Here is a 26,929-nt window from a genome sequence, read left to right as displayed (position 1 = left end):
GCTAAGGGGCGTTAATATGAGTAAGGATTTTAAACTGCATTCTGATTTCCAACCGGGGGGGGACCAGCCTGAAGCTATTCGAAAATTAAGGGAAGGGCTACAAGATGGTCTCGCTCATCAAACCCTATTAGGGGTAACAGGTTCGGGGAAAACCTTTACGATAGCTAACGTCATCGCAAAAGAAAATCGACCAACCATGTTGATGGCGCATAATAAAACCTTAGCGGCTCAGCTTTACAGTGAAATGAAAGCGTTTTTTCCTGAAAATGCGGTTGAGTACTTCGTTTCTTACTATGATTATTATCAGCCAGAAGCTTATGTACCAAGCTCGGATACCTTTATTGAGAAAGATGCCTCTGTTAACGAACATATTGAGCAAATGCGTTTGTCTGCGACTAAGGCTTTACTTGAACGTCGAGACGTCATTGTTGTCGCTTCGGTATCTGCTATTTATGGGTTAGGTGATCCCGATAGCTATTTAAAAATGATGTTGCATTTGACGGACGGTATGATTATTGATCAACGGTCGATTCTCCGTCGCTTGGCAGATCTACAATATACACGTAATGACCAAGCCTTTACCCGTGGTACGTTCCGTGTACGCGGTGAAGTTATTGATATATTCCCAGCTGAATCAGATGAATATGCTTTACGTGTTGAATTATTTGATGACGAAGTCGAAAGGTTATCCTTGTTTGACCCACTTACCGGTCAAATCCAACACCGTGTTCCTCGTTTCACCGTCTATCCTAAAACGCACTATGTTACGCCGAGAGAACGTATTCTTGAAGCGATGGAACAGATAAAAGTTGAGTTAGTTGATAGACGTAAAGTTCTATTGGAAAACCACAAATTAGTAGAAGAGCAGCGGTTAACTCAACGCACTCAGTATGATTTAGAAATGATGAATGAGCTCGGTTATTGCTCAGGGATTGAAAACTATTCACGTTATTTGTCAGGGCGAGCACCGGGTGAAGCCCCTCCAACCTTATTTGATTACCTCCCTGCTGACGGTTTATTAGTGGTTGATGAGTCTCACGTTACTATCCCGCAAATTGGGGCGATGTATAAAGGTGACCGTTCGAGAAAAGAAACTCTGGTTGAATATGGTTTTCGTCTACCTTCCGCATTGGATAACCGGCCAATGCGCTTTGAAGAGTTTGAAGCACTGGCACCTCAAACAATCTATGTCTCTGCAACACCAGGTAACTATGAGCTTGATAAATCTGGTCATGAGGTTATCGAACAGGTTGTTCGCCCAACTGGGTTACTTGACCCAATAATTGAAGTTCGTCCTGTTGCAACTCAAGTTGATGATTTAATTTCTGAAATTCGTATTCGTGTGCAGAAAAATGAGCGGGTGTTAGTCACTACGCTAACAAAACGGATGGCAGAGGATTTAACCGAATATCTTGAGGAACATGGCGAACGAGTACGTTATCTCCATTCTGATATCGATACAGTTGAGCGTGTTGAAATTATTCGCGACTTGCGTCTTGGTGAGTTTGATGTGTTGGTTGGTATTAACTTATTAAGAGAAGGCCTCGATATGCCTGAGGTGTCTCTTGTCGCTATTCTGGATGCAGATAAAGAAGGGTTCTTGCGGTCAGAGCGTTCATTGATTCAGACTATTGGCCGTGCCGCCCGTAACTTGAATGGTAAAGCTATTCTGTATGGCGATAGGGTCACAAATTCAATGCAAAAAGCGATTGCCGAAACGGAACGCCGCCGTGCTAAACAAATGGCTTTCAATGAAGAGCATGGCATTACTCCACAAGGGCTTAATAAGAAAGTCGGCGATATCTTGCAAATTGGTCACAAAGTGGGGGGCAAGGGCAAGAATCGAGCCAAAGATAACATCAAAAATGATGTTATGGCTGATGTGCAATCTATGTCGACAAAACAGTTGGAACAACGCATTTCGCAACTCGAAGCCCAAATGTATAAACACGCGCAAGATTTGGAGTTTGAAGCTGCGGCAAGGGTGCGAGATGAACTGCAAGCGATACGCTCTCAGTTTATTGCTAACTCATAAATATTGATTAAAAACAATTTGTTAAGATTACCCCGCCGCTTATTGGCAGCGGGGCTGTTCAATCAAGGCGGGGTATTATAGGCTAACGGCATTTGTATAAATTATAGCCTAAACTTTTGGCGAGTTTTGCGACCATCTTTTGCCCTCTAACGCTGTTTCCTATTGGGTCTAAAGGTGGAGAAAATGCCGCAATTGCCATCACTCCAGGTATTATCGTTAATATACCGCCTCCGACTCCGCTTTTGCTAGGTAGCCCAACGTTATAGGCCCAATTGCCTGAACTGTCGTACATCCCTTCCATGGTCATTTCAGCGAGTATTTTCGGGCAGTTATCAGGGTTAAGGACTTGCTCTTTGGTTATTGGGTTTTTCCCACCGGTTGCAATAGTTGCACCCATAGTGGCTAATTCTACCGTGGTAATAAGTGTTGAGCACTGACGAGTATATACATCACAAGCTTCCATTGTATCGCAATAAAGGTAGCCAGCGGCATATAATAGCCAAGCAATTCCACGATTATGAAAATTAGTCGCTTGTTCGGACTGGTTTAATTCCTCAGAAATAGTAATCTCTTTAGAGCCTAATTTTCGTTGCATCTCTAAAATACGTTGCCAGCGCTCATCTATTGATTGCGCTTTAATAATACTTGCCGCTGAAATTGCACCTGCATTGACTAAGGGGGACAAAGGTTTATCTCCATGTAATTCTAATGCCATCACAGAATTAAAAGGCAACCCTGTCGCAGATGCCCCTAACTTTTCTTGAATTACATCAGGGCTAAAGTCTTCGAGTGCTAAGGCGAGCGTACACACCTTAGAAATCGATTCAATAGCAAAACGGTATTGGGTATCACCTGCTGAAATAATATCCCCTTGAGCCGTCACCACGGCTAATGCGCAAAGTTGACTATCAATTTTGGCTAAAAATGGAATATAGTCTGCATTTGCTCCTTCCGTATCATGGCGGAATTCTTGGTAAATATCTTCGACAGTAACGCGCATTTTTTTTAGATCTAGCATAAGTGTTATTCCTTAATAAATATAAGTTAATTATTAAGCTCAGTTATATTGTATGGATAAAATATAAAATAACAGGGATATATAATAAATAAGTAAGAATAGAAAATGTTAAAGCTTGTGTTGCAAGTGTTATATCGGCTTTATATTTATTTGCTAAGATAACAGTCGTATTTGGAATAGGTAGTGAACAGACTAGTATTGTGACTTTTATCATCATTATTGGCATATTCAATAAATGGCCAAGTAATAAAACAACTAAAGGTGTAACAATAAACCTAAAAATAATAATCACTATAATAGGTATGGTTATTTTTAATGTTTTTAAGCCAGTAAGATAAATGATGACCCCAATAATCAGCATTGCGAGAGGTGAAGTCATGCCATTTAAATAGTCAAAAAACGATGTTAATAAACTGGGTATCTTTATATGAGTTAATAATAGAAATACACCAATAATAAATGCGATTAGAGGCGGTGTGAAAATATTTTTTATTGTATCTATAACGTTAAATTTTTCGGTATTATTATCATTCTTAAGTAAATAGATGCCTAATGTCCAGTAGATAATGGTTTGTGCTATGTATGTCATTAATGCATAAGGTAATTGATGGGAACCATAAACGGCCATTGTGATTGGAATACCAAAAAAAACAGTGCTACTCATCGAGCAAAGGCCAATAAATAAGCCATGTTCTCCCCTTGGGATTTTCATTATAATAGCAACTATAAAGGAAATTAACATTAACAGTAAAATAGTGCTAAATGGGAGTATAATAGCTGGAATTAATGTTAAAAATTCTTTTTTTGAAAAGTCAGTAGTGATAGATAAAATGAGCGTTATAGGCAATGTGATATTAAGTAATAACTTTGTCATTGCACTATTACTATTTTCATTGAACCACTTTATTTTACCTAAAATAAATCCTATCCCAACAATCAGAAAAAGAATTAAAATATTTGAATAATCATTTAGCATTTACGTTCCTCAATGGCATTATATGGAACCACATTTTGCTAGTCATAAATATTAAAAAGTTATCTTTATAAAATCATATATTAATAATATAGATGAAAACCTTGGAAAAGAGAAAAATAATTACGAAGTTTTTAGGAATAGAATTTAATTCCTCCTTAAAAAGAGGAACTAAATTCTTAAATGCTTAATTAAATTAATTGGATGGCAGCCTCAATGGCTTGTAATAGTAGCTTTCTATCGTGACGATAAGGGATGTCATCTGCCTCAAGAACACGTTGGATGATTTTACGCTCTCCACTAATATTATCTATTTGCGTGCGTGGCCCAAGGATCAATGCATCGATTTTTTTACAGCCAATATAATGCTCCATCATTTGTAACTTTTCAGGTAAAGAAAGGTTAGCGGCAGGGGAGCTTATTTCTTTTGCTAAGTTACCAATATAAATCATTGGTGCTTTACATTCATGCAATGCACTTGCAATTTCTTCTAACAATAAGAGTGGCATCAGGCTTGTAAAAAAACTACCGGGGCCGATGATGATCAAATCAGCTTGGTGAATAGCCTCTAAAGCTTCGCCTGTCGCTTTGACTGTTGGATATAAACGAAGTTCTTTCGGGACTTCACTCAGGGCATCGACATTCACTTCACCGTAAACCTCATTACCCATCTCATCAACAGCCATTAAGTCAACAGGCGATTCTGACATCGGGATTAACTGCGCATCGACTTTTAGCATATTACGGATGAGATTAATGGCTTCCAAAGGTCGCACGCTCAGATGATCTAATGACTTTAGCATCAAATTACCTAAGTTATGGCCAGATAGCTCACCATTACCACTAAAACGATATTCAAACATGGCAGAAGCAATTGAAGGCTCAGTGATCAATTGGTTCAAACAGTTACGCATATCTCCCCAAGCGATCCCACCTTCAGACCGACGAATTCGACCCGTAGAACCGCCATTATCAGTGGTGGTAACGATGCCGGTTAAACGAGAACCTAAAGAGGAAAGAGAAGACATCACGCGACCAAGCCCATGCCCGCCACCGAGAGCGACAACATGCCTGAGATCCGCCAGACTGCAATTCGGCATAGTGTTCCTATATCAATTAATTTTTAGCACCAAAAAATAACCAAATCGTTTACAACGGCAAAATTCATCCGATATGCCACTGCTATTTTTTATGCTGTACTTAAAAAGGGTTCTAAATAAATTGGGCATTAATCTATCATAAAACATCATTCTTAGCTTAAGTACTGTGATAAAAAACAATAAAAGAGAACATTCCGTATTGAAGTGTGCTTAATGCGGAAAAATACACCAGATAATCTTGCTATAAATCGTACTAAACTGGAAATGATAGGCTTCGGTATTGGGAGTCATAACATAATTGCAACTGCATTTGAGGTATTGAATTGCAATTAAATGGCCGTGTGAGTTTTGTTTACACTGGTTTAATGGCGAACTGGGCTCTTATTTTAGATCTACATCAATAAATGTTTAATTAAATAATAAGGTGTGTTAATCATTTTATGAGAAATTGTATTCATTGTTATAGCTCAAAACAAAAAATTATCAGTAATAATAATGGCTTCGAATCAATTACCTCATCTTATGTAAGTCGATGTATAATATAATATATATCGAATTCTGATTCGCTTTTTCAATTTCTATCAGCTAGAATCCATACAGAAATTAAGTGAACAGAGTGGCTAATTTTATTTTTCAAAATCAGCGGCTAAGTTCCAAATAAAACTCCTAGCCTTTGCGTCTAAGTTTGCATAAACAAATATGATGCACTGGCCGTGGCATACAGCCACCAGGGTGTAAGATAGAAATGTCTGCATCTCCCGTATTTGGAAAGGTGTGATTATGCAACAACTCGTCGATCAATATGACCGGAAATTTTACTATCTTCGGCTTTCTATAACAGATGTTTGCAATTTTCGTTGCACATACTGCCTACCTGATGGCTATAAACCCAGTGGCCGCCATGAATTTCTAACACTAGATGAAATACGTCGCATCAGTACAGCATTTGCTGAACTGGGAACGGAAAAAGTGCGTATTACTGGTGGTGAGCCAACAATGCGTAAAGATTTCAGCGACATTATTGCCGCAATTAATGAAAATGACGCCATCAAAAAAATAGCGGTGACGACTAATGGTTACCGCATGGCGAGGGATGTACAAACATGGAGAGAGGCTGGTCTGAACGCGATTAATGTCAGCGTCGATAGTCTCGATCCTCGTCAATTTGCTGCAATTACAGGGCAAGATAAATTTTTCCAAGTGATGAAAGGCATTGATGCTGCTTTTGAAGCAGGCTTTGAGAAAGTCAAAGTGAATGCCGTACTGATGAAAAATATCAATGATATTGCGTTGAAATCATTTCTAAATTGGATTAAACATCGCCCAATTCAATTACGTTTTATTGAGTTAATGGAAACGGGGGATGGCAGCGATATCTTCCAACGTTACCATGTTTCCGGTGAAACGGTTCGTGCTCGCTTGATTGAAGAGGGCTGGTATATGTTGCCTCGCTCTCGTAGCGATGGCCCAGCTCAAGTCTTTAGTCACCCTGATTATCAAGGTGAAATTGGGCTTATCATGCCGTATGAAAAAGATTTTTGTCAAAGTTGTAACCGCCTACGTGTTTCCTCACTAGGAAATTTACATTTATGTTTATTCGGTGAAAATGGTGTTCCTCTACGGGATTTGTTGGCAGATGATAGCCAAAATGAAGACCTAAAAGCCCGCATACAGCGTGGGTTACACCATAAACGTGAAACTCATTTCCTACATATGGGTGATAGCGGCATTACACCAAATTTATCTGTTATTGGCGGTTAACCCTTTTAGATTTTAGGAGAAAATATGTCCCAACTGACTCACCTCAATGCGTCGGGCGAGGCGCATATGGTTGATGTTTCTGCAAAAACTGAAACTATCCGCGAAGCTCGTGCTGAAGCTTATGTCACGATGAACCCCGAAACGTTATCGATGATTGTTGATGGAAGCCATCACAAAGGGGATGTGTTTGCTACGGCACGTATCGCAGGTATTCAAGCTGCAAAAAATACTTGGCAGCTTATTCCTTTGTGTCACCCATTATTACTCACTAAAGTCGAAGTGACACTTACTGCAGAGCAGCAATATAACCGTGTTCGTATTGAGACATGCTGTCGTTTAACAGGTAAAACTGGTGTGGAAATGGAAGCGTTAACCGCCGCTTCGGTAGCGGCACTGACTATTTATGACATGTGTAAAGCTGTACAAAAAGACATGGTCATCGGCCCTGTTCGCTTATTAGAAAAAACAGGCGGGAAGTCTGGACATTTTAAGGTGGAATGATGATTAAAGTTTTATTTTTTGCGCAAGTACGTGAGTTAGTGGGGGTAGACTGTTTAGACATTACTGAACACTATCAGACAGTTGAAGATTTACGCTACGCGCTCTCTCAAAAAGGTGAACGCTGGGCATTGGCACTTGAGGATGGCAAGTTACTGGCGGCTGTTAATCAATCGTTTGTTCCGTTTACTCATCCGCTTACTGATAACGATGAAGTGGCATTTTTTCCTCCGGTCACAGGGGGATAAAATGGAAAATACCCATATCGCAGTACAGACAGATAACTTTAGTGTTGGCGAACAATATCAATGGCTTGCTGAATGTGATAGTGATGGCGCGGTGGTGACCTTTACAGGCAAGGTTCGTAACCATAATTTAGGGGACAGTGTAGCTGCCTTAACTTTAGAGCACTATCCTGGCATGACTGAAAAAGCCTTAACAAACATCGTCACCGAGGCGAGAGGCCGTTGGCCACTCCAAAGGGTCAGTGTTATCCACCGTATTGGTACACTGCAACCGGGAGACGAAATCGTGTTTGTTGGCGTCACCAGTGCTCATCGTAATGCTGCATTTCAAGCTGCTGAATTTATAATGGATTATTTAAAAACAAAAGCCCCATTTTGGAAAAAAGAAACCTTGCCAGAAAACGAGCGCTGGGTGGAAGCGAAAGAGAGCGATGAAACGTCTGCAAACCGTTGGTAATCGCATTTTTTCCCCTAAAAAATACGAATTTGCCGAATGGTATTGTCAAAATAATGTGTTAGACTTTGGTTAATTTTGTCCGATTGCAGTATTTTTACTGGGTCGATTTTTCTTTTAGCGAAAGGGTAACCATCATGGGTCAGTTTGATCAACGTAATGATTCTCTTGTCCAGAGGGCCAATACAGGCGTTCAGGCATTTATGTCGCAAGTATACGGCTGGATGACAGTCGGTCTATTGCTGACAGCATTTGTTGCGTGGTATTCAGTAAGCAGTGGTTTGTATTACACCATTGCAACGAATAAAGTATTGTTTTTTGGAATGATTATCGCTGAACTTGGTTTGGTCATGGGGATATCATTCTTACTGCAAAAAATTAGCGGAATGGCAGCGACGGGCATGTTTATGCTTTATTCACTGCTAACGGGTTTAACTATTTCAGTGATCCTCGCTGCTTATACGGGCGAATCCGTCGCGGGTACGTTTGTAATTACCGCAGTGATGTTCGGTGCATTAAGCTTCTACGGCTATACCACTAAACGTAGCTTAACAGGGATGGGTAACTTCCTGTTTATGGCTCTAATTGGTATCGTTGTTGCTTCTTTAGTTAACATCTGGCTGCAAAGCACAATGATGTATTGGGTGATCACTTACGGTGGTGTGCTACTGTTTGCTGCGTTAACTGCGTATGACACTCAAAAACTGAAAGAAATGGGTTCACAAATTGATGAAGATGACAGGGAAACCATGCGTAAGTACTCTATTATGGGTGCATTATCTCTGTATTTAGACTTCATTAACCTGTTCTTAATGTTACTGCGTATCTTCGGTGACCGTCGATAATTCATGTTTCTATCCATTAGTTAACATGTGGTCGCTTTAGCCGTAAAAATTCAAAACCCTTGTTACTTCGGTAACAAGGGTTTTTTGATCTAAATACTATCGTAAAATATGATTTGAATATTATTAGTTTGTTTGTAATTCAAGGCGTTATTGGTGTCTCTAGCATGTTCAATTGTGCTTCTAAAACGTAATGTTATATCTTTATGATCACGCTATTTTTTTCCTAAATAAATAATAAGCCGCTGAACTGGTGATTATCGCAATGATAAATAATGGCCAAAGGCTATGAAAAACCACGGAGAAATCTGCATCTTTAAGGTAGATTTGCTTGGTTATTTCTGTGAAATGGCGAATAGGGTTAATCCACGTTATTTCTTGTAGCCAAATTGGCATATTTTCAACTGGGGAAATATACCCTGACAACAAGACTGCTGGCATCATAAACACGAATACACCAATGAATGCTTGCTGTTGCGTTGAACATAATGCCGAAATTAATAGCCCAAACCCGACCAATGACAAGCCATAAAATAACATGGTGGCATAAAATAGCAGCAGGGAGCCAGCAAACGGAATTTGATAGCAAAAAATACCAATGACAAGTACTAGGGTTGCTTGCGCGGTAGCCACAATCAAAGCAGGGACCGCTTTACCGATAAATATTTGCCAAGTTGTTAGTGGGGAAACTAATAGTTGGTCGAGGGTTCCTTGTTCGCGTTCTCTTGCAATTGACAGCGATGTTACAATCAAAACGCCAATAGTGGTTATCAGAGCAACTAATGATGGAACGATAAACCATTTATAATCCAAATTAGGGTTATACCAATTACGGACAACTAATTCACTGTTATTGAGGGAGACCTGTGTTTGTGCCAATTCTTGTTGGTATTGCATCACAATTTGTTCAACATAGTTTGCAGCAATTTGCGCACTATTTGAATTACGTCCATCAAGCAGTAATAACATATTGGCATTTTGTTGTGTCGCAATATCAGCACTAAAGTTTTGGCTAAAACGAACGACGAGTAGTGCTTGGCGGTTATCAAGTACTTTGCGAACCTCTTTCTCATTTTTCACTAATAAAATATGAGAAAAAGCACTGGCTTTGGCGAGCCGTTGGGTTAGTTCTATAGAGTGTTTACCACTGTCTTGGTCAAAAATAGCAATCGTGGTATTAGTGACTTCTAATGTGGCAGCCAAGGGAAATAAAATCATCTGAAAAACCACAGGTAAAATCAAAATCATCCGCGTCTGTGGTTCTTGAAGTAATGATTGAAGTTCTTTCATAATTAAGGTGTATAAGCGATAAAACATAGTGACACCTCAATCAAGACGACGACGGGTTTTAAGCGCCGTTAAGCCAATAAATAAGATGGCTGATGCGATTAACAACAGAAAATCGGTCAGTAAAACGAGGTAGACATCCCCAGCAAGAAATAGTGTTTGTAAACTACTGACAAAATAGCGAGCAGGGATAAAATAAGTCACTACCTGAATGATTGCTGGCATGCTATCAATTTCAAAAATAAAACCAGATAACATTATTGCAGGTAAGAATGCGGCATTTAGAGCCACCATAGCAGCATTGAATTGATTACGAGTGATGGTAGAAATTAATAAGCCCATTCCAAGTGCGGTTGCAAGATAAAGACTGGTGATCACAAATAACACCAGTAATGAACCTCGATAAGGCACACCTAACACAAAAGTGGTGACAAACATGCATAAAACCATCACAAATGAGCCAAGCACTTGGTATGGCAGTAATTTTGAAAGTAATAATTCAGTTTTAGTAATTTGAGTAGAAAGTAACGCTTCCATTGTGCCACGTTCCCACTCCCTAGCAATGACTAGCGAGGTTAAAATAGCCCCGACAACAGTAATGATAATGCTGATTGCCCCTGGGATAATAAAATGCTGACTAATGGCCGCCTCATTAAACCAATAACGCATATCGACCTCAATCAAGGGGGAAATGGGTTTACCTTGGTTTTCCCCTTGTTGCATCTGCCATGTATGCCAAATACCTTTGGTGTATGCTTGCACAAAATTCGCGGTATTTGGCTCACTACCATCGGTAATAACTTGGATAGCCGCATGGCCTTGTGCTTGCAATAATTGCGCTGAAAAATTAACAGGGATCACGACAATGCCGCGGATCTCACCAGCTTGCATTTTGTCTATCAAAAAGTTTCTATTATTACTAATAGTTGCATCAATAAATGGCGAGCCTGTAAAGGTATCGACTAATTCACGTGCTTGTGGGGTTTGCTGCTCAAGCAAAATACCAACGCGTAATTTACTTGAATCTAGATTGATACCATAACCGAAAATAAACAATAACATTAGTGGGATAACAACAGCGATTAATGCACTGCTTGGGTCACGGACAATTTGTTTAGTTTCTTTCCAACATAGCGCTTTGAGCCTACGCCATGAAAAATGGGAAGCTGATTGAGTCATTGAGCCTCCTGCTGTTTATCATAACGGTTGATCAAACCAATAAACGCATCTTCCATCGATGGGTCTGGGTTATCGTTAGTCACAACTTGCTGTTTTAGCTCGTCGGGGGTACCCGCAGCAATAATTTTGCCATGATAAACCAGCCCAATTCTATCGCAGTATTCTGCTTCATCCATAAAGTGTGTGGTGACCATGACAGTGACGCCTTTATCAACCATACCATTAATATGTAACCAAAATTCCCTACGGGTTAACGGGTCAACACCTGAAGTCGGTTCATCTAAAAATAAAATATCAGGTTCATGCATTAACGAGCAGGCCAGTGCTAAACGTTGCTTGTAACCCAAGGGAAGAGAGTCTGTGACCTGATTAATTATGGGAGTAAAATTGAAAGCATCGACCATCTCTTGAATTTTGCTTGATTGTTGTTTGTGATGTAAACCATAAACACCAGAGAAAAACTTTAGGTTTTGCCCAACTTTTAAATTGCCATATAGTGAAAATTTTTGAGCCATATAGCCAAGATGTTGCCTAACTTTATTTGAACTCGTTTTTAAGTCCATACCCAGTACCAATGCTTGGCCATCGGTTGGCTTCATTAAAGCACACATCATTTTAAATGTTGTCGATTTACCTGCACCATTAGGCCCTAACAACCCAAAAATTTCCCCTCGTTTGACCTGAAAGTTGACCCTATCTGTTGCCGCAAATTGACCAAATTTTTTTGTTAAATTACGAGCTTCTATAACAGTTTCCTGCGGGTTAGCAGGTATTTGTGGCACGATAGCCGCTAATTCGGAACGATGGGATGGCCCTCCACCAAGCAAATCAATAAAAGCATCTTCAAAGCGGGGTTGTGCCTCAATCAGCTTTTTATCACTCATATCTAAAGCTGCTAATAAATTTGCTTGGGATGCGTTAGGCTTTAAAATTAGGCGAATATAACGGCCTTGGATGACTCCATCGGTGGTTTCGGGTAATACGAGCGCATTTTGTAGCACTGTGCGTTTTTGGTTAGCAGGGGCATCAAGTAAATAGGAACGCCCAGCCATTTTTTGGGTTAATACTTCAGGTGCGCCAGAGTAAAGCTGCTTTCCTTTATTTAAAAGCAGTACATTTTTACATTGTTGGGCTTCATCTAAATATGATGTGCTCCAAAGGATTAACATACCGTCATCTGCAAGGGTATGCACCATTTGCCATAACTCGCGTCGTGCAATTGGGTCTACACCAACCCCCGGTTCGTCTAATAGCAGCACTTTAGGTTTACCTAATAATGTACAAGCTAAACCGAGCTTTTGTTTCATTCCGCCAGAAAGTTTACCCGCCAACCTTTTAGTAAAAGGGGCTAGGCTCGTAAAAGAAAGTAATTGCCGATAAGTAGATATGCGTTCTTCACCCACTATGCCTCTAAGGTCAGCATATAAGTCCAAATTTTCTTGGACTGTTAAGTCTTCATATAGCCCAAATTTTTGTGGCATATAACCAAGACTTGCACGCATCGCGATACTGTCTTCAATGGGGTCAAGCCCCATAACTCGAATTTTCCCCGAGTCTGGTTTTAATAAGCCGGCAAGCATTCGCATTAATGTGGTTTTACCTGCGCCATCAGGGCCAACAAGACCTGTCACAGAGCCACCATGAATATCGATTGTTAAGCTTTCAACCGCAGGGGCGCTAAGGCCAACAAACGTTTTTTCGACATTGACTAGGTGAATACTGTAATTATCACTCATTGCAAACTCTTATTGCTTATGATCAGTGAATTGAATGGTTACAGGCATTCCTTGACGTAATGCCTCATCTGCATCATTGACAACAATGCGTAGCCGATAGACTAAATCAGTTCTTAAATCAGGTGTCTGTACGCTTTTAGGGGTAAATTCGGCGGTCGGCGAGACAAACCCAATGGTACCGTGGTAAGGTTTATCTGGCCGGCTATCAGTACGTAAAAGTACTTCTTTGCCCGGTACTGCCTCACCAAGGTGGGGTTCACTGACATAGGCTCTGACCCAAACAGGGTTTGTGAGTGTCACGCTAAATACGGTATTGCCTGAATTAATGATAGTGCCAGGCTCAATAGCCCTAGTTAATATTGTACCGGTGGAGGGAGCGGTTAAAAGAGTGTCTTGTAAGTCCAATTCAGCTTGTGCAACAGCAGCTTCAGCCTGCAACCATTCGCCCCTTGCGGCGGCTATTTCTTCTTGGCGAAAACCACTTTGATATTGATTGAGTTTATCTTGTGCGGCTTGGAGTGCGGCAAAAGCTTGATTGCGATTATTTTTTGCATTATCTAGCTCATTGGCTGAAATAACGCGTGAAGTTGCTAGCCCTTGCTGGCGCTTATAAAAATTATCCGCATATTGCCAAGCGGCTTGTTTCTGTGCGACTTCAGCTTCAACTTGAGCAATTTCTTGAGTACGGTAACCACTTTCTTTTAATGCTAACTGAGCCTTCGCGCTATCACGTACCCCTTTAGCTTTATTTAATGCGTTGATATAAGGGGCATCATCAAGTTGACCTAGTTTATCCCCTGCAACAACGTGTGCACCCTCATCGACATTTAAAGACGCCAGTTTTCCAGGTACACGGAAACTAAGGTTAACGGTTCTAACATCAACATTACCATAGAGTGTCAATGTATTCTCTTGCTGAGATTGGTAATAGTAATAACCTCCAGCGGCAATACCGATTAATATGACAATAATTAGAACAACTGCGGAACGGTTTTTATTGTTCATAGCTAACCTTACTTAAGAGCCTGTGATATGAAAAACGGATATTGGTGTTAGAGGCTGTTGATTTTTGATGCTCGGTTTCTGTTTGAAAGACGGCGAAAATCATCAGCCTCTAGTGATAATCAACGTGAATATTTCACTTTAATTAATGATATCACTTTTCATGTTGTTTGCGATGACGTAAACCAGCTAAAAGTATATTAGTATGCTCAATAAGAACTTGATTAATAATTTCAAATTCATTTTCATTGATATGTTTCCAACCCGTTTGCCGTAACAATGTTTCCCGTGCAATACGAAATGACAGGGTTTCACCAAGAATAGCATGGGTGTGAATAAGCGTCGTTAAATGGTTGGGGTCTGCACCAATATAGAGGGCGATAAGCCGGTTTAATCGTGAGTGTATTGGGCCTAAAGCATGTTCATGAATGATGGTATATGCTTCAGTTGGATTGAGCTGTTCGCGCGCTAATATACGCGAAAAACTCAAATTTTTCTTTTCGAGTTGAAAATAGTTATACGCAATTACAGTCCGTTGCAGTAAATCTAAAGCATCCTCAGGTTTTTGAGTTGCTATCGGTTTTTCTAAAAATTGATCAATTGCCAAGAAAACATCACTGAAATCATCTTTGATATTTTTGGCTATAAGGTGGGCAACGGCTAAGTAAAGCCCTTCTTTTGAACCAAAATAGTAAGATATTGCGGCGATATTCTGCCCCGAAGCTTGTGCGATTTTCCGTGTTGTTGCGCCATCAAGGCCTTGCTCTCCATAGACATCAGCAGCTGTGTGCAGCAGTTGTGTTTTTGCGTTTTCTCCCCGCAAAGTTTGCGATGAACCTGTATTCATAAACATTCCTTTTAAAAATCAGAATTAAATAACACCCAACAAGCTCTTAATTGGCTTTTATGTTTATAAGGGACAAAAAACGACATCTCATAGTATTGTGTAAGTATATATACTATATAGGGGGGATTTTATATTAATTTATTAACCAAACTAAATTAATATATTTATCATCTGCAAATAATGTTAGAATTTGGTGATGTCGCACGGCAGTTTGCGCTTTTTCCTCTGACTCACTTCCCCCATAACTGCCAAAATCTATTGAAAGCGGTGAAGCCCGGAGTAATTTAATTTGACTACTTTTTCAGACCTCGCATTAAACGAGGAAATCTTGCTTGCCATTAATGAATTAGGCTATGAAAGCCCAACGCCAATTCAACAACAAGCGATCCCAGCAGTGCTTGCAGGAAGCGACCTTTTAGCCAGCGCACAAACAGGCACCGGTAAAACTGCGGGTTTTACGTTGCCAATTTTACAAAAACTGGTTACTACTCCTCGTGCTGGGAATAATCGTAAGCCAATTCGCGCATTAATTTTGACGCCAACAAGGGAGCTTGCGGCACAAGTTGCTGAAAATGTAAAAGAGTATAGTCGTCATCTACGTATTCGTTCGTTTGTGGTTTTTGGCGGTGTAAGTATTAATCCTCAGATGATGAAGTTACGCGGAGGCGTGGATATTTTAATCGCGACCCCAGGGCGCTTGTTAGATTTAGCTCATCAAAATGCGGTTGATCTTTCTCAAGTAGAAGTATTTGTGTTAGATGAAGCTGACCGCATGTTAGATATGGGGTTTATTCATGATATCCGCCGAGTTATTAATAAATTACCTAAAAAACGTCAAAATTTATTGTTTTCTGCTACTTTTTCAGATGAAATTAAGCAGTTAGCAAATAAGTTACTGAATAACCCAGTGACCATTGAAGTGGCTCCTCGTAATTCAGCTTCTGAACAAATTACTCAGTATGTTCATTTAGTTGATAAAAAACGTAAATCGGAATTACTTTCTTTTATGATTGGTCGTGAGAATTGGCAACAAGTTTTAGTCTTTACTCGGACAAAACATGGGGCTAATCGTCTAGCTGAGCATTTGAATAAAGACGGTATTAAGGCTGCGGCTATTCATGGTAATAAAAGCCAAGGTGCTCGTACACGTGCTTTAGCCGATTTTAAATCGGGGGATATTCGAGTCTTAGTTGCAACCGATATTGCAGCACGAGGCTTAGATATTGAACAACTGCCTTATGTTGTAAATTTTGAGCTGCCTAATGTAGCTGAAGATTATGTACATCGTATTGGTCGTACTGGCCGTGCTGAAGCGACAGGTATGGCGGTTTCATTAGTGTGTATTGATGAAGCTAAATTGCTTAAAGATATTGAAAAATTACTTAAAAAGCCGATTCCAAGAATGTCTGTAGAGGGCTACGAGCCGGACCCTTCTATTAAAGCGGAACCTATTCAAAAAACACCACAACGTGGTGAGCGCCGTTCGAGTGGGGCTTCTAGCAATAAACCTCGTCGTACCAATGTATCCACGGCTAAGCCTAGTACGGGGAAAACGTTGAGTTCGCCATGGAAAAATGCACAGAAAAAAGCTAAACAAGGTCGTCACGAAGGTTAACTGATTTAACTAGTCGTATTAAAAAAGTGGCTCAGCACGATGTTTATTACATCGGTTGAGCTACTTATTTTGATATAGCTTTCCCCTCGCTAAAACTCTTCGTTGCCATTTCCCCATTAAGACGCTCATTCTTATGATAATTCTTCTGCTTATTTACCAACGAAAATGTATTATAGGCGGCAATTGATTAGGTTAAGTTTTATGTCACACGTTAATATTAATATTCTAAAGGTGCTTTATTTAAGGCAATTAAATGTATGAAATTTCTTTTTACCTTATGGCGTTTTTGGGTGAGTAATTTATGCGTGTTTTATTAGCTCCGATGGAAGGGGTTTTAGATCCTCTAGTTCGCACTTTACTTAGTGAAGTTAATGATTATGACCTTTGTATTACCGAATTTATTCGAATAGTTGATACTTTATTGCCGGCAAAAACCTTTTATCGCCTATGCCCTGAACTAAAGTATAAAAGCCGAACTCCTTCTGGGACTTTAGTACGGGTGCAATTATTAGGGCAACACCCACAATGGTTAGCTGAAAATGCGGCTAGAGCTATAGAACTAGGTTCATATGGTGTCGATTTAAATTGTGGTTGCCCCTCTAAAACAGTGAATGGCCATGGCGGTGGAGCAACATTATTAAAACAGCCTGATTTAATCTATAACGCAGTCAAAGCGATGAGAGCAGCAGTACCTAAACCGTTACCGGTTTCGGCTAAAGTTCGTCTTGGCTGGGATAATAGTGACCTTGCTTATGAAATTGCAGATGCGGTTCAACAAGCAGGTGCAACAGAATTAACTGTTCATGGGCGAACGAAAGAAGATGGTTACAAAGCAGAGCGAATTAATTGGCATGCAATAGCTGAAATTCGTCAGAAACTTACGATCCCTGTTATCGCTAATGGGGAAATTTGGGATTATACCAGTGCTCAGAGTTGCCTTAATATTACAGGTTGTGATGCAGTAATGATTGGGCGTGGAGCGTTGATCACCCCGAACCTGAGTCGTGTGATTAAGCATAACCATAAAAAAATGCCGTGGGAGCAGGTTGGGTTATTACTATTAAAATATACGGAGTTAGAAAAACAAGGGGATACAGGTAATTACCATGCAGCTCGTATCAAGCAATGGCTTGGTTATTTACGTAAAGAGTACCGGCAAGCAGACGAATTATTTTCCCAAGTAAGGTCTTTAAAAAATGCTCAACAGATAGCACAGGTCATAACGGAAATAGTTAGCCATTGATGATGAACACGAATAATTATCAGGAGTTAATAGTTGCTAAATTGGCTTATAGGGTCTTTACTTATTTGATATGGTAGTGGTTTAGTTAACTTATTTACTACTATTATATAAGATTTTTAGAATATTACTGTGCAACAACCTAGTCTAGGAGGAGTAAGATGGGAGTTATTGCTTGGATTATTTTTGGTTTAATTGCAGGTATCTTAGCTAAGTGGCTAATGCCAGGTACTTACCATATGGGGTTTATTATGACCACTGTGCTAGGGATCGTTGGTGCGGTTGTTGGTGGGTACATTAGCACCTTCTTTGGCAAAGGGAAGGTTGACGGCTTCAACTTTGGTAGTTTTGTTGTCGCTGTTATCGGGGCAATTGTGGTGCTGTTCTTAGCGGGTATATTTGTAAAATAACGCTTTCTTAGTTAGTAAAATCTATTATATAAGCCACTCAGACAAGTTAGTGGCTTATATCTTTTATGGGGTATCGAAAAAGGTTGATTAGTTATGGCTCTATAGGAAGGCCATTATCCTGCCCCCATTGTGCCCATGAACCATCATACAACCGTACATTATGGTTACCCAAAAGTGTAAGGGCCATCAACACTACAGCTGCGGTCATCCCAGAGCCACATGTTGTCATTGATGGTGCATTAATATCAACACCTTGCTCATTAAAAATGGCTTTCAGTTGTTCTGGGGATTTAAACATACCATTTTCAACCAGTAGGTCCCACGGGACATTTTTGCTGCCGGGAATATGCCCCATACGTAACCCTGGGCGAGGTTCTGGTGCTTGAGCTAGAAAGCGAGCAGTGGCACGGGCATCAATAATTTGAATTTTACCATCATGAACAATATCAAGTACTTGTTGCTGGTTCAGTGCATTACTGTCTTTACGTGAGGCCGTGAATTTTTTAGTTTCAGGAGGGGGAACCTCACCAGATTGAACAGTAAATCCTGCAGCTTTCCATGCATCGATACCGCCCGCTAAAATTTTAACGTTATTGCAGCCCATAGTGGTGAAAGTCCACCATGCTCTAGGCGATGAAAATAAATTATTTTGTGAGTAAATAATAACTTGCGTCTCATTGCCTATACCCATCATTCCAACGGCGTGGCTGAATACTTCAGCGCTTGGTAGCATATGAGGTAAGTCACAGGATTTATCGGCGATTTCATCTTGATGAAAAAACTGAGCGTTAGGAATGTGTTCTTCTAGATAACGTTGACGGCAGTCATAAGGAGCGGTTGGTGGGGGAGATGAGGCATCAAGTACAATGATATTGCCATCAAACAGATGTGCGTTTAACCATTGAGGGGTTACAAAATAGTCGTTGTACATAAGCTATCTCCATGCTGGTTTGATAAATGACTCTAAATTATTGCACTTGATTAGGTGCTGGTAATACTGAGGGGGATTGTTGTTGCCCCTGTTCAATAGGTGTCGTTGAACGAGTGTAAATATTCATGCCAGCTAAAACAATGCCGCCTACTGAGCCAAAAGCACATAATGCGCAAAGTGCGATAACAACCTTTTTCATTTTCTGTGGCCTGCGTAATCATAGTAGTAATAAGAACACAAAGTATAACTGGATGAGTGTTGCAAACAAGTTAAAAGCTGCTTTTTCTGCGTATGAGTTGGTGTTTTGCAAAAGGCTTCCCAATTTTTATGTATAATGGTGTTTAATACAGTAGTTTTGCGAAGCGCTTGGCAAACAAATTGTTTTGGCGTTCCCTTCTGTTTTCAGATTCATTATCTTTTATCTTAACTTTGGTCATCTGCATAACTTATGTCCCTGTCGAATAAAATTAAAGAACAAATAACCCAGTGGTATAAGGGGCTGTCATCACAAATTGATGGGTTTATTCCCCGAGCACCACAACGTCAGATGATAGCGGAAGTAGCAAAAAATTTGGCAGATGATGACGGTCGCCACCTTGTTATTGAGGCGCCGACAGGGGTGGGGAAAACGCTGTCTTATTTAATACCCGGTATTGCAGTGGGAAGAGCCGAAGGTAAAACGCTAGTCGTCAGTACGGCAAATGTGGCGCTGCAAGACCAGATTTATAGCAAAGATTTGCCGTTATTGAGCAAAATTATTCCTGATTTGAAATACACTGGCGCATTTGGCCGAGCACGTTACGTTTGCCCTCGCAATTTAGCCGCAATCTGTGCGGCAGAAGGCGAGCAAATTGACTTAATGCTATTAGTGGAAGATAAAACAGAGGTCGCAAATAGCGAAGAGCGGGCTATCTGCCAACAGCTTAGCCATGATTTCCAAAGTTTTGCATGGGATGGCCTAAGGGACCACCATAAGCGCTCTTTCAGTGATAACTTATGGCGTAAAGTCAGCACAGATAAAATGAATTGTTTAGGCCGAAATTGCCAATTTTACCAGCGCTGTCCATTTTTTATTGCTAGACGGGAAATTGAAGATGCAGATGTTGTGGTTGCAAACCATGCATTAGTGATGGCGGCGATGGAAAGCGAGTCGGTGCTACCTGACCCTAAAAAATTATTACTAGTACTTGATGAAGGGCACCATGTTCCTGATGTCGCAAGGGATGCCCTTGAAGTTGAAGGTGAAATTACGTTAGTTCAATTAACTGCTCAGCTTGATAATTTTATTCATCATGTAGGGCAATATATGGGGCAGTTTCGGCCAGTAAAGCCGCCAAAATTAGCTAATCCGGAGCGGCTACAACAACATGCTGAAAAATTACGAGAGTCATTTCGTGATTTTTCTATGTTAGCGAATGCTTTACTACCTGAAACGTCGAAAGAGAATGAATATTTATTTCCTCTAGGGGTACTACCAGAGCCAATGCAGTTAAGTTGCCAAATGCTCTTTAAGCAAACGGATGCTCTAAAAGGGTTAGCAGAAGCGATATTAAACGATTTAACTGAACAAACGGCAAAGCAAGACATTGTTCGCTTACATCGCTCTATTTTAACAACTAGTCGGGCTATGGGTTATTTTGAAAATATGGCAAAGCTTTGGCGTTTGGCAGCCTTAGACCAAAGCTCAGGGGCGCCAATATCTAAATGGCTAAGTCGGCGCTATGAAAAAAACCAATCACGCGTCTTTATGCATTGCGCGGGGATCCGCGTTAGCGAGCAATTGCAACATTTACTGTGGCGAAATGTGCCACATATTGTGATTACTTCGGCAACGCTTAGGTCTCTAAACAGTTATTCACGTTTTATGGAACTGACAGGGCTATCAGAAAAAAATGATGATCGTTTTGTCACCCTTTCTTCGCCTTTTAATCATATTGAGCAAGGGAAAATTATTATTCCTCAAATGGAATATGAGCCAACTATTCATAATGAAGCTCAGCATTTAGCTGAAATGGCGGCATTTTTCCGTGAGCAGTTTATAAAAGATACTCACCGTGGGGTCTTGGTATTGTTTAGCAGCCAACGTGCAATGGAAGGGTTCCTTGAGCATGTTAAAGACCTACGGTTACAGCTTTTAGTTCAAGGGGATCAGCCTCGCTATCGGTTAGTCGAAACACATTGTGAAAGAATTAACCAAGGGCTATCCAGTGCTTTGGTTGGTTTGCAATCTTTTGCGGAAGGGTTAGATTTAAAAGGTGAGTATCTTACCCAAGTCCATATTCATAAGATTGCATTTCCTCCGGTAACAAACCCTGTGATTATTACAGAAGGTGACTGGCTAAAGTCATTGAAACGTTACCCTTTTGAAGTACAAAGTTTACCAAGTGCTTCATTTAATTTAATCCAACAGGCAGGTCGGCTAATTCGTAGTCATGAATGTTATGGTGAAATAATTATTTATGATAAACGCTTACTGACAAAAAATTATGGAAAGCGTTTATTAAATGCTTTGCCTGTATTCCCTATTGAGCATCCTAAAATGCCTGAAAAACCATAGGGAAGTCATTCGGTTTATATCGCTATTGGTCTATTTTAGAAAAATATCAATGGTGATATAAAAGTAGTAAATATTGGTTTTTAAGCAAAAATAAAAGGCCACATTGCTGTGGCCTTCGGTCAATTAAAATTGACTCTAGGGTACGACATTACTCAATATTTGCTTCTAAGAACCAAAGGAATTTATCCATATCACGGGAAGCTGCGGTAAACATATCAGCGGTGTCTTCATCTTCGACTTCATCAATGGCTTTACGGATATCATTTGCCACAACAGCATAGCGATCAGCTAAGGCTTTTAAGTGGTCTTGTACACTGTGAATATTGATAGGGTAAGCCTCTAAAGAGGTAAAACGATTAACCTCTTGGGTTGTACCGATTGCTACGCCACCTAATTGGACAGCACGCTCAGCAAATTCATCTAAGTGTTCCACAAGGGTTGACCTAAAGCCGTCTAACATTTCATGAACTGCAATAAAGTTACGACCACGCATATTCCAATGTGCTTGTTTAGTCATCAAAGAGAGATCGGTAAAATGGACTACCATAACATTAAGGATACCAATGGTTTCCAATTTTACGCTATCTTCCATATCATTACGGGTATATAAAAGTTCAGTTGAAGATGCTTTAAATAATTTAGCTGTGCTCATGATTCATCCTCTCTTAAATATGAATTTGTTTAATAACCTCATCTGCTAATAAATATAAAATATTAAAGTGTATTTGTCATAGCGTAATAAACGATTAATTTAATAGGTCTATCCGATATGCTTTAATTCATTGTGGATGTTGAGGATTAATTGTTTTTTGCAATAAGTGCTATAGATGTAAGTAATGAATATTTAAATATTAAAATAAAAATAACAAATGATTATTTCAAACAGATGAATAAATCTTTACATCAAAATAGGTTAATAAACACAGGAAAGACAGTATTTATTAACCTAATGTACTAATTAGCCTATTTTACAATAGACTAAGAAACTTTCTCAATTTTTGATTTAGGCGTAGCGGTCGAGGTAGAGCCTATCGAAGCGCAAACGATACACAATAAAGCTAGCCATTGAGTCATTGTTAAGTGTTCTTGTAAGAAAACAATACCTAAAAATGCCCCCATACAAGGTTCAAGGCTCATTAGCGTACCAAATGTACGAGCTGGTAAGCGTGTGAGTGCAATCATTTCCAATGTATAAGGAAATGCGGTCGATAAAATGGCTACCGCTAATGCAAGAGGCAAAATAGAAGGGTCAAACATGACTTCAAACCCTGTTTGCATTAAACCTATCGGGAAGAAGATCATGGCCGAGATAAATGAACCGATAGCTACAGTTGCTGCGCCATAGCCGGCTCCTGCTCGCTGACCAAAAATAATATAAATCCCCCAACAAACACCAGCTCCTAGTGCATAAATAGCACCTAGTGGGTCAATGGAATTAATATTATCGCCAATAGGCAGTAAGAATAATAACCCAGTTATAACAAGAGCTATCCAAAGGAAATCGATAGGTCGGCGAGATGAAAACATCGCGACCGCTAAAGGCCCTGTGAATTCTAATGCAACTGCTATCCCTAATGGAATCCGCTCTAGTGACAGATAAAATAGGTAGTTCATCGTACCTAAGGATAAACCATATGTGAGCAATGGGACGAGTGAGCTTCTTCTGAATTTTAAGCGCCAAGGCTTGAAAATAATAAAGAGTATAATTGTAGCCAGCAATAAACGTAAACCAGTAACACCGGGAGCGCCGATAACAGGAAATAAAGTTTTAGCTAAAGATGCACCGCTTTGAATAGAGGCCATTGCAAGCAGTAATAACCCTATAGGCAATAGCGGCAGAGCGCTCTTTTTTGTGTCGGCAGACATAAATAAGTAAACCTCGGAAAACGTAACTGAGTTGGTAATAAATATTTAGAAAATAAGTATTTGGTTATGAAAAATAATTTCTTAATGATTATCTCATAAAAACAAGAGGCTTTATATTTCTTTATTGCCAATAACCTTCTACCCTAGGGGATAAAGTGCTTTATAGCTAAGTTTAGATTAAGAGTAATGCTATAAGCAAAAATTTATAATAATTTCATTATGACAAATAATGTAGGGTTGAGCTTCTATATTAGGCTCGTATAATCCTCTTTTCTAAAAAAGTCATAATCAAAAGGGAAATGAGGGTCAAATGGGAAAAATTAAAAGCGTTGCCGTCTATTGTGGTTCAAGCATGGGAAAACATGAAATCTATCAGCAAAAAGCGATAGAGTTTGCTAAAGAGATGGTTAAACGTGATATCACGTTAGTTTATGGTGGGGCGAGCGTAGGAATTATGGGAACCATTGCTGATACCATCCTTGCTTTAGGGGGGAATGTTGTTGGGGTGATCCCATCGTTATTAGAAGAGCGGGAAATTTCGCATAAAAATTTAACGCAGCTGTATAAAGTAGACACTATGCATCAACGAAAAAATAAAATGATTGAGCTTGCGGATGCATTTGTTGCTTTACCGGGGGGCTATGGCACTTTGGAAGAATACGCAGAAGTCTTCACATGGAGCCAAATTGGCTTACATACTAAGCCTTGTGCTCTGTTTAATATCAATAATTATTGGCAGCCATTAGTTGATATGACTAATAAGATGGCAGATGAAGGTTTTTTACATGAAAAATATCGTCATATGGCAATAGTTGATGATTCCCCAGAGAGGATACTAAATAGTTTTGAATCATATATTGCGCCGCCAGTTAAAACTTACGACTAACGTCTCTTCTTAATGCAATAAACGGAAAGAACGATGATAAGACTAGCGATAAAAAGCGATGTAGGGGCTATTTCATCACTTTATCAAATTTTATTTGCGGAAATGGCTGCATTTGACCCTGAACGGATTAAGCCAGCTCAGCAAGCTCTTGAGTTTATTGAGAATGCAATAACTGATGATAAATTTCATCTGTTAGTAGCTGAATTTGAAGGTGAAATTAAAGGGTTTTGTATTGCTCAACAACAATCTGCCGATCCTTATAATTGCATCGTCCCTAGAAACTTTGGTTATATCTTTGATTTGGTAGTTGCCCCGAATTTTCGTGGTAAAAAAGCAGGTCAAGAATTGTTAAATGGCATGAAATCGTGGGCGAAGAGCAAACAATTTAGCCACCTAGAACTCTCAGTGCTGGCACAAAATCGCCAAGCCATTAAGTTTTATGAACGAGAAGGATTAACCGAGATCAGCCGGACAATGGGGATTAAACTTTAGTTTGGTGTTAAATCAACTTTTCCTTCTGTGTTATTAATCCGCTAAAAACAGCACAAGATCTAAGCGGCGTAATATGGCATAATGCGCCGCTATTTATACCTGCTGTAATCTATGTACTCAAATGACTGGCGTGTGAAATTTATTTTGTTATCCAAATACCCATTTTGGGGGATTTCCGTTCGCTTACGCTGTTGTCATATAAACTTATTCATCGCAGGTTATTTTACACCGTTTAATTTAAGGCATAGCAGTGTTAACAACGAACAATATCACTATGCAGTTTGGCAGTAAGCCGCTGTTTGAAAATATTTCAGTTAAATTTGGAACTGGTAACCGTTATGGTTTGATCGGCGCAAATGGCGCAGGTAAATCGACATTTATGAAGATCTTAGGTGGTGACTTAACGCCAACTTCAGGAAATGTGAGTACGACAGATCCAAATGAACGTATTGGTAAACTTCGCCAAGATCAGTTCGCATTCGAAGAATACACTGTGCTAGATACAGTAATTATGGGTCATATCGAACTGTGGAATGTGAAGCAAGAACGCGACAGAATCTATGCACTTCCTGAAATGAGCGAAGAAGATGGTTATCGAGTTGCTGACTTAGAAGTCGCTTACGGTGAAATGGATGGCTACAGTGCGGAAGCTCGAGCTGGCGAATTATTACTCGGTGTGGGTATTCCTGTTGAGCAGCATTATGGGCCAATGAGCGAGGTTGCTCCAGGTTGGAAATTGCGGGTACTTTTGGCGCAAGCATTATTCTCTGACCCAGATATTTTATTGCTTGATGAGCCGACGAATAACTTGGATATCGATACTATCCGTTGGTTAGAGCAAGTATTGAATGACCGCAATTGCACAATGATCATTATTTCCCATGATAGGCACTTTTTAAATACGGTGTGCACACACATGGCGGACTTAGATTACGGTGAATTGCGTTTATTTACCGGTAATTATGATGAATATATGATTGCTGCGACACAGGCTCGCGAACGCTTACTTTCTGATAACGCGAAGAAAAAAGCGCAAATTGCTGAACTACAATCTTTTGTGAGCCGTTTTAGTGCAAATGCTTCTAAATCGAAGCAAGCAACTTCACGGGCTCGTCAAATTGACAAAATTCAGCTTGATGAAGTTAAAGCTTCTAGCCGTCAAAACCCATTCATTCGTTTTGAGCAAGAGAAAAAACTATTCCGTAATGCGCTTGAATTAGAAGCAGTAACAAATGGTTATGACCAAGGTCCACTATTCAAAAATGTCAATTTACTGTTGGAAGTGGGCGAGAAAATGGCCGTGATCGGTGCCAATGGTATTGGTAAGACGACTTTCTTAAAAACACTGATGGGCGAACAACCAGCCACCAGTGGTGTGGTTAAATGGTCTGAAAACAGTAAGATAGGCTATTATGCACAAGACCATGCCGAAGATTTTGAAACAGACCTAACTGTTTTTGACTGGATGAGCCAGTGGAAAAATGAAGGTGATGATGAGCAAGCGGTACGCAGTATTTTAGGTCGCTTGTTGTTCTCTCAAGATGATATTAAGAAAAAAGTAAAAGTATTATCGGGTGGTGAACAAGGCCGTATGCTGTTTGGTAAGTTGATGATGCAACAGCCGAATGTGTTAATTATGGATGAACCTACTAACCACTTGGATATGGAATCTATTGAGTCATTAAACTTAGCCCTTGAAATGTATAAGGGGACGCTAATATTTGTTTCCCATGACCGTGAATTTGTAAGTTCACTAGCAAGTCGCATTTTAGAAATCAAAGAAGATAAAGTTATTGATTTCAAAGGAAGTTATGATGAGTATCTAACTAGCCAAGGCGTAGTGCTCTAATCATATTTTAACTTTTAGTATCGATTGAGTATGCTCAGTCACTAAAAAGCCCCCCAATTATTGGACAATCCATTTGGGGGGCTTTTTATTTAAAGAAAGCTAATGC

The 26,929-nt window shown here is 39.8% G+C and carries 25 protein-coding genes and 1 riboswitch; of the genes, 13 read left to right on the top strand and 12 right to left on the bottom strand.

Annotated features, from left to right (window positions below; translation table 11 throughout):
* Positions 1-16 precede the first annotated feature (16 nt).
* Positions 17-2,035: an excinuclease ABC subunit UvrB gene (uvrB, locus tag M1F14_RS18375; protein ID WP_048606492.1), complete on the top strand. Its 2,019-nt coding sequence runs from the start codon at positions 17-19 to the stop codon at positions 2,033-2,035.
* An 82-nt stretch (positions 2,036-2,117) separates the two neighbouring features.
* On the opposite strand, the gene glsA is transcribed toward uvrB, so the two are convergent.
* From glsA to yvcK, 3 genes are all read right to left on the bottom strand, one after another.
* The gene (glsA, locus tag M1F14_RS18370) at positions 2,118-3,053 is read right to left on the bottom strand and encodes a glutaminase A (protein WP_048606494.1); all 936 of its coding nucleotides are present in this window, start codon (positions 3,051-3,053) and stop codon (positions 2,118-2,120) included.
* A 43-nt stretch (positions 3,054-3,096) separates the two neighbouring features.
* Positions 3,097-4,029, bottom strand: a complete 933-nt coding sequence (locus M1F14_RS18365; RefSeq protein WP_129466766.1) for an AEC family transporter — start codon at positions 4,027-4,029, stop codon at positions 3,097-3,099.
* A gap of 188 nt (positions 4,030-4,217) precedes the next feature.
* Positions 4,218-5,126, bottom strand: coding sequence for a uridine diphosphate-N-acetylglucosamine-binding protein YvcK (gene yvcK / locus M1F14_RS18360; protein WP_042846604.1), 909 nt, complete (start codon positions 5,124-5,126; stop codon positions 4,218-4,220).
* 651 nt (positions 5,127-5,777) lie between these two features.
* Positions 5,778-5,917: riboswitch (molybdenum cofactor riboswitch) on the top strand.
* On the opposite strand from yvcK, the gene moaA reads away from it, so the two are divergent.
* The 5 genes from moaA (at position 5,907) to M1F14_RS18335 (ending at position 8,929) form a co-directional block, all read left to right on the top strand.
* Positions 5,907-6,887, top strand: coding sequence for a GTP 3',8-cyclase MoaA (moaA, locus tag M1F14_RS18355; protein WP_042846603.1), 981 nt, complete (start codon positions 5,907-5,909; stop codon positions 6,885-6,887). Its footprint overlaps the riboswitch before it by 11 nt.
* A 24-nt stretch (positions 6,888-6,911) precedes the next feature.
* The gene (gene moaC / locus M1F14_RS18350) at positions 6,912-7,388 is read left to right on the top strand and encodes a cyclic pyranopterin monophosphate synthase MoaC (protein WP_042846602.1); all 477 of its coding nucleotides are present in this window, start codon (positions 6,912-6,914) and stop codon (positions 7,386-7,388) included.
* The gene (gene moaD / locus M1F14_RS18345) at positions 7,388-7,633 is read left to right on the top strand and encodes a molybdopterin synthase sulfur carrier subunit (protein ID WP_042846601.1); all 246 of its coding nucleotides are present in this window, start codon (positions 7,388-7,390) and stop codon (positions 7,631-7,633) included. The genes moaC and moaD overlap by 1 nt, the downstream gene beginning before the upstream one ends.
* A gap of 1 nt (position 7,634) precedes the next feature.
* Positions 7,635-8,087: a molybdopterin synthase catalytic subunit MoaE gene (gene moaE, locus M1F14_RS18340; protein ID WP_042846600.1), complete on the top strand. Its 453-nt coding sequence runs from the start codon at positions 7,635-7,637 to the stop codon at positions 8,085-8,087.
* A gap of 134 nt (positions 8,088-8,221) precedes the next feature.
* The gene (locus M1F14_RS18335) at positions 8,222-8,929 is read left to right on the top strand and encodes a Bax inhibitor-1/YccA family protein (protein WP_042846599.1); all 708 of its coding nucleotides are present in this window, start codon (positions 8,222-8,224) and stop codon (positions 8,927-8,929) included.
* A gap of 207 nt (positions 8,930-9,136) precedes the next feature.
* Here M1F14_RS18335 and M1F14_RS18330 read toward each other — a convergent pair whose 3' ends face one another.
* From M1F14_RS18330 to cecR, 5 genes are all read right to left on the bottom strand, one after another.
* Positions 9,137-10,243 (bottom strand): ABC transporter permease, encoded by a 1,107-nt coding sequence (locus M1F14_RS18330; RefSeq protein ID WP_042846598.1) that lies wholly within the window; start codon positions 10,241-10,243, stop codon positions 9,137-9,139.
* Positions 10,244-10,252: 9 nt separating this feature from the next.
* On the bottom strand, positions 10,253-11,392 hold the full coding sequence (locus tag M1F14_RS18325) for an ABC transporter permease (RefSeq protein ID WP_042846597.1): 1,140 nt from the start codon (positions 11,390-11,392) through the stop codon (positions 10,253-10,255).
* Positions 11,389-13,128, bottom strand: a complete 1,740-nt coding sequence (locus M1F14_RS18320; protein ID WP_048606502.1) for an ATP-binding cassette domain-containing protein — start codon at positions 13,126-13,128, stop codon at positions 11,389-11,391. The genes M1F14_RS18325 and M1F14_RS18320 overlap by 4 nt, the downstream gene beginning before the upstream one ends.
* 9 nt (positions 13,129-13,137) lie before the next feature.
* Positions 13,138-14,133, bottom strand: a complete 996-nt coding sequence (gene hlyD / locus M1F14_RS18315) for a secretion protein HlyD (RefSeq protein WP_181469149.1) — start codon at positions 14,131-14,133, stop codon at positions 13,138-13,140.
* A gap of 151 nt (positions 14,134-14,284) precedes the next feature.
* On the bottom strand, positions 14,285-14,983 hold the full coding sequence (gene cecR / locus M1F14_RS18310; protein ID WP_173424819.1) for a transcriptional regulator CecR: 699 nt from the start codon (positions 14,981-14,983) through the stop codon (positions 14,285-14,287).
* 283 nt (positions 14,984-15,266) lie between these two features.
* Between cecR and rhlE the strand changes: the two genes are divergently transcribed.
* The 3 genes from rhlE to M1F14_RS18295 all read left to right on the top strand — a co-directional run bounded on the left by rhlE (position 15,267) and on the right by M1F14_RS18295 (position 18,242).
* The gene (rhlE, locus tag M1F14_RS18305) at positions 15,267-16,592 is read left to right on the top strand and encodes an ATP-dependent RNA helicase RhlE (protein WP_042846593.1); all 1,326 of its coding nucleotides are present in this window, start codon (positions 15,267-15,269) and stop codon (positions 16,590-16,592) included.
* A gap of 301 nt (positions 16,593-16,893) precedes the next feature.
* On the top strand, positions 16,894-17,835 hold the full coding sequence (dusC, locus tag M1F14_RS18300; RefSeq protein WP_048606503.1) for a tRNA dihydrouridine(16) synthase DusC: 942 nt from the start codon (positions 16,894-16,896) through the stop codon (positions 17,833-17,835).
* A gap of 158 nt (positions 17,836-17,993) precedes the next feature.
* Positions 17,994-18,242 (top strand): GlsB/YeaQ/YmgE family stress response membrane protein, encoded by a 249-nt coding sequence (locus M1F14_RS18295; RefSeq protein ID WP_042846591.1) that lies wholly within the window; start codon positions 17,994-17,996, stop codon positions 18,240-18,242.
* Positions 18,243-18,333: 91 nt separating this feature from the next.
* On the opposite strand, the gene sseA is transcribed toward M1F14_RS18295, so the two are convergent.
* Entirely contained in the window at positions 18,334-19,173 is an 840-nt protein-coding gene (sseA, locus tag M1F14_RS18290; protein ID WP_042846590.1) for a 3-mercaptopyruvate sulfurtransferase, read from the bottom strand.
* Positions 19,174-19,210: 37 nt separating this feature from the next.
* Positions 19,211-19,372, bottom strand: a complete 162-nt coding sequence (locus M1F14_RS18285; protein ID WP_164975526.1) for a hypothetical protein — start codon at positions 19,370-19,372, stop codon at positions 19,211-19,213.
* A 249-nt stretch (positions 19,373-19,621) separates the two neighbouring features.
* On the opposite strand from M1F14_RS18285, the gene dinG reads away from it, so the two are divergent.
* Positions 19,622-21,730, top strand: a complete 2,109-nt coding sequence (dinG, locus tag M1F14_RS18280) for an ATP-dependent DNA helicase DinG (protein WP_042846589.1) — start codon at positions 19,622-19,624, stop codon at positions 21,728-21,730.
* Positions 21,731-21,878: 148 nt separating this feature from the next.
* On the opposite strand, the gene dps is transcribed toward dinG, so the two are convergent.
* Complete coding sequence (gene dps / locus M1F14_RS18275) at positions 21,879-22,382, bottom strand: DNA starvation/stationary phase protection protein Dps (protein WP_042846588.1); 504 nt, start codon at positions 22,380-22,382, stop codon at positions 21,879-21,881.
* Positions 22,383-22,708: 326 nt separating this feature from the next.
* The gene (gene rhtA / locus M1F14_RS18270) at positions 22,709-23,596 is read right to left on the bottom strand and encodes a threonine/homoserine exporter RhtA (protein WP_042846587.1); all 888 of its coding nucleotides are present in this window, start codon (positions 23,594-23,596) and stop codon (positions 22,709-22,711) included.
* Between the two features lie 310 nt (positions 23,597-23,906).
* On the opposite strand from rhtA, the gene M1F14_RS18265 reads away from it, so the two are divergent.
* From M1F14_RS18265 to M1F14_RS18255, 3 genes are all read left to right on the top strand, one after another.
* Positions 23,907-24,482, top strand: a complete 576-nt coding sequence (locus M1F14_RS18265; RefSeq protein ID WP_042846586.1) for a TIGR00730 family Rossman fold protein — start codon at positions 23,907-23,909, stop codon at positions 24,480-24,482.
* Positions 24,483-24,515: 33 nt separating this feature from the next.
* Positions 24,516-24,974, top strand: a complete 459-nt coding sequence (locus M1F14_RS18260) for a GNAT family N-acetyltransferase (RefSeq protein WP_042846585.1) — start codon at positions 24,516-24,518, stop codon at positions 24,972-24,974.
* 274 nt (positions 24,975-25,248) lie between these two features.
* Complete coding sequence (locus tag M1F14_RS18255; RefSeq protein ID WP_208292030.1) at positions 25,249-26,823, top strand: ABC-F family ATPase; 1,575 nt, start codon at positions 25,249-25,251, stop codon at positions 26,821-26,823.
* Positions 26,824-26,929: the final 106 nt, after the last annotated feature.

Origin of the sequence: Providencia sp. PROV003, assembly GCF_045040775.1 — a bacterium.
GTDB classification, from domain to species: domain Bacteria; phylum Pseudomonadota; class Gammaproteobacteria; order Enterobacterales; family Enterobacteriaceae; genus Providencia; species Providencia huashanensis.
Note: the sequence above shows the minus strand (reverse complement) of the source record. Positions and strands in the feature narration are given on the sequence as shown.

Coding starts and splice junctions, on each gene's coding strand:
- uvrB (WP_048606492.1), top strand. CDS start 17: ATGAGTAAGGATTTTAAACTGCATTCTGATTTCCAACCGGGGGGGGAC.
- glsA (WP_048606494.1), bottom strand. CDS start 3,053: ATGCTAGATCTAAAAAAAATGCGCGTTACTGTCGAAGATATTTACCAA.
- M1F14_RS18365 (WP_129466766.1), bottom strand. CDS start 4,029: ATGCTAAATGATTATTCAAATATTTTAATTCTTTTTCTGATTGTTGGG.
- yvcK (WP_042846604.1), bottom strand. CDS start 5,126: ATGCCGAATTGCAGTCTGGCGGATCTCAGGCATGTTGTCGCTCTCGGT.
- moaA (WP_042846603.1), top strand. CDS start 5,907: ATGCAACAACTCGTCGATCAATATGACCGGAAATTTTACTATCTTCGG.
- moaC (WP_042846602.1), top strand. CDS start 6,912: ATGTCCCAACTGACTCACCTCAATGCGTCGGGCGAGGCGCATATGGTT.
- moaD (WP_042846601.1), top strand. CDS start 7,388: ATGATTAAAGTTTTATTTTTTGCGCAAGTACGTGAGTTAGTGGGGGTA.
- moaE (WP_042846600.1), top strand. CDS start 7,635: ATGGAAAATACCCATATCGCAGTACAGACAGATAACTTTAGTGTTGGC.
- M1F14_RS18335 (WP_042846599.1), top strand. CDS start 8,222: ATGGGTCAGTTTGATCAACGTAATGATTCTCTTGTCCAGAGGGCCAAT.
- M1F14_RS18330 (WP_042846598.1), bottom strand. CDS start 10,243: ATGTTTTATCGCTTATACACCTTAATTATGAAAGAACTTCAATCATTA.
- M1F14_RS18325 (WP_042846597.1), bottom strand. CDS start 11,392: ATGACTCAATCAGCTTCCCATTTTTCATGGCGTAGGCTCAAAGCGCTA.
- M1F14_RS18320 (WP_048606502.1), bottom strand. CDS start 13,128: ATGAGTGATAATTACAGTATTCACCTAGTCAATGTCGAAAAAACGTTT.
- hlyD (WP_181469149.1), bottom strand. CDS start 14,133: ATGAACAATAAAAACCGTTCCGCAGTTGTTCTAATTATTGTCATATTA.
- cecR (WP_173424819.1), bottom strand. CDS start 14,983: ATGTTTATGAATACAGGTTCATCGCAAACTTTGCGGGGAGAAAACGCA.
- dusC (WP_048606503.1), top strand. CDS start 16,894: ATGCGTGTTTTATTAGCTCCGATGGAAGGGGTTTTAGATCCTCTAGTT.
- M1F14_RS18295 (WP_042846591.1), top strand. CDS start 17,994: ATGGGAGTTATTGCTTGGATTATTTTTGGTTTAATTGCAGGTATCTTA.
- sseA (WP_042846590.1), bottom strand. CDS start 19,173: ATGTACAACGACTATTTTGTAACCCCTCAATGGTTAAACGCACATCTG.
- M1F14_RS18285 (WP_164975526.1), bottom strand. CDS start 19,372: ATGAAAAAGGTTGTTATCGCACTTTGCGCATTATGTGCTTTTGGCTCA.
- dinG (WP_042846589.1), top strand. CDS start 19,622: ATGTCCCTGTCGAATAAAATTAAAGAACAAATAACCCAGTGGTATAAG.
- dps (WP_042846588.1), bottom strand. CDS start 22,382: ATGAGCACAGCTAAATTATTTAAAGCATCTTCAACTGAACTTTTATAT.
- rhtA (WP_042846587.1), bottom strand. CDS start 23,596: ATGTCTGCCGACACAAAAAAGAGCGCTCTGCCGCTATTGCCTATAGGG.
- M1F14_RS18265 (WP_042846586.1), top strand. CDS start 23,907: ATGGGAAAAATTAAAAGCGTTGCCGTCTATTGTGGTTCAAGCATGGGA.
- M1F14_RS18260 (WP_042846585.1), top strand. CDS start 24,516: ATGATAAGACTAGCGATAAAAAGCGATGTAGGGGCTATTTCATCACTT.
- M1F14_RS18255 (WP_208292030.1), top strand. CDS start 25,249: ATGCAGTTTGGCAGTAAGCCGCTGTTTGAAAATATTTCAGTTAAATTT.